The sequence below is a fragment of the Streptomyces sp. NPDC026417 genome (assembly GCF_055567695.1).
On the sequence record NZ_JBVHPY010000111.1, the window covers coordinates 1 to 2,150 of the forward strand.

Sequence of the window (2,150 nt, forward strand, 5' to 3'; positions counted from 1 at the left end):
ATCAAGTCGGTCGCCGCTGATCTCGGGGTGAGCACCGAGACGCTGAGGAGCTGGATCCGGGCCGCGGACGGCCGCCGGCCTGGCGCCCACTGCGCGGACAAGCCAACCACACATGATCAACAGCTTTTGTTAGAGCCAGTAACACCATCTCAACCACCACTACGAGCGGAAATCAGGCAACTACCCACCCTTTCTCGGACGGACATCAGCCCTCTGCTGCAACAAACGGTTCCTCAAGCTGACCATGTAGGGCACGGTCTAATAACTACCTAGCTTTCTTCGGCCTCGCCGCATCCACCTGCTACGCCAGCGACTCTTCTCCGTCTCACCATAAAGGCAACGACCTAAAGAAATACCCCAGGTAGCCGGTAACCAAGCGCTGGATCGGCACACGGAGCTCGAGCAGATCCAGCTCCTCGTAGCATGCATCGCCAAAGCAGCCACCGACTTCGAAATTGGCGCCGCAGAAGGGCAAATTGAGACAATTTGGGCAATCGGGGCCGAACAACTGAGAAACGGTTGCTCATACCTTCGTTCGCGAGATGGAGCAATCTAAGAAGTCCCACCCCGCAAAAGAGGTAATTTATGAACAAGGGTCTGCGCATCACTACGCCCGTTCTGCTGGCCGTAGCCATAGTCCCAGCATTAACTGGTACAGCCGAAGCGGTAGGGCCGAAGGTTTCGATCGAGAGCTACACTAGCCCCAAAGATGTTAGCCAATGGAAAACCGCGATCGCAACCTGCCCAGCAGGCACCGCCATTACCGGCTGGGGACATAGTATCGATTCCAGTCAGGGGCCCCGTGACATCAACATCTGGGGCGCTCACGTAGATGCCGCCAATCGATCTGTCACCGTACAGGCGTATCGGCCAACGGCCGCCGTCGGCCACGAGTGGGCGCTGAGAACCGATGCCGTCTGCAGCGCCGGAGGCGTCAAGACATCCACCAAGAGCGGGTCCCCGAGTGGTCCCACCACTGCGCAATACAAGACGGCGACCGCCTACTGCCCTGCGGGTACGACTATCACCGGCTGGGGTCATCGCAACAAGGGCGCCAACAATGTCGCAGCCTCCGACGTAAATGTCTATGAGGCGCACTTCAACGCTGCAAGTCGGTCTGTTACTGTCAAAGCGTTCCGGCCCACGTCCACTAACCCATGGACACTGACGGCCGAGGCGGTATGCGGATCCCACCAACTCACCGGACTGGCTACCGTGGTCGCGAGTAAGGATGCCTTCAATTCTGGACTCGCAGAAAATCGGAATGTAACCGCGGAATGCCCAGATGGCACATCCATCACAGGCTGGGGCCACCGCGCTACGGTCGTCAACGCCAAAATTACTGCTGCAGCGATTTCCTCCGCTCACAATTACGCCGGCATGAATGCATGGGGCCCAGCGGACGTGGACTGGAACCTGACAGGCGAGGCCATCTGCCTGTACACCAATACATGATGCGTCCAATAGCAGCCTGGTGATCACGGGAGCGCAGGAGTCGAGGAGCGCTTTGACCTGGGGGTCCTCGGACGCTTTCGCGTGTGCCCGGCGGGTGGCGCCGAAGGCCACGAGCCGGGCGTGCCTGAAGTCGATCTCCTGCTGGGCGCGGGCGAAGAACTCGGTGTCCCGCGGGTTGGCGCCGGGCCAGCTGCCCTCGATGAAGCCGACGCCGAAGTCGTCCAGGTGCCGTGCGATGGCCAGGTTGTCCGCGACCGTGAGGTTGATGCCCTCACGCTGCGCGCCGTCACGCAGCGTCGTGTCGAAGACGCGGAACGAATCGTTGAGCTCACCGGCTTCGGTCATGATCTGTGCCCATGCGCCGGATACGCCGTCTTTCACAGTTTCTTTGGTTGGCACAGGACAGATTGGAGGTGGGGTTCCTGCTCGAGGTCTGGGCTGGAACCCCACCTCCTTCTTCCGTGGCCGCTGAGTGGGTTTGGCGTGCCACGGCCGGCTCCCTCGGTCAGGTGAAGGGGCCGGAGTATCGTCGCGCTGCTCGTCAGCTGGCGAGGTTGCGGGGGGCGGGGAGTTGGTCGTTTCGGCGGGTTTTGGTTAGGTGGTGGGGAGGTTGGCCCAGTGGGTGGCGCCGTGGGGGTGGGTGTGGGTGCCGTGGGCGGTGGTGAGGAGGTCGATGATGTCGTTGCCGCGTCCGT

At 61.2% G+C, this 2,150-nt stretch carries 1 protein-coding gene and 1 pseudogene; one reads left to right on the forward strand and one right to left on the reverse strand.

The window, feature by feature from the left end:
• The first annotated feature begins 585 nt into the window (after positions 1-585).
• Positions 586-1,455, forward strand: coding sequence for a hypothetical protein (locus tag ACZ4NT_RS39230; protein ID WP_467730214.1), 870 nt, complete (start codon positions 586-588; stop codon positions 1,453-1,455).
• Between the two features lie 18 nt (positions 1,456-1,473).
• On the opposite strand, the pseudogene ACZ4NT_RS39235 reads toward ACZ4NT_RS39230, so the two are convergent.
• Positions 1,474-1,800, reverse strand: a pseudogene (locus tag ACZ4NT_RS39235) (citramalate synthase); the annotation flags it as partial.
• Positions 1,801-2,150 lie beyond the last annotated feature (350 nt).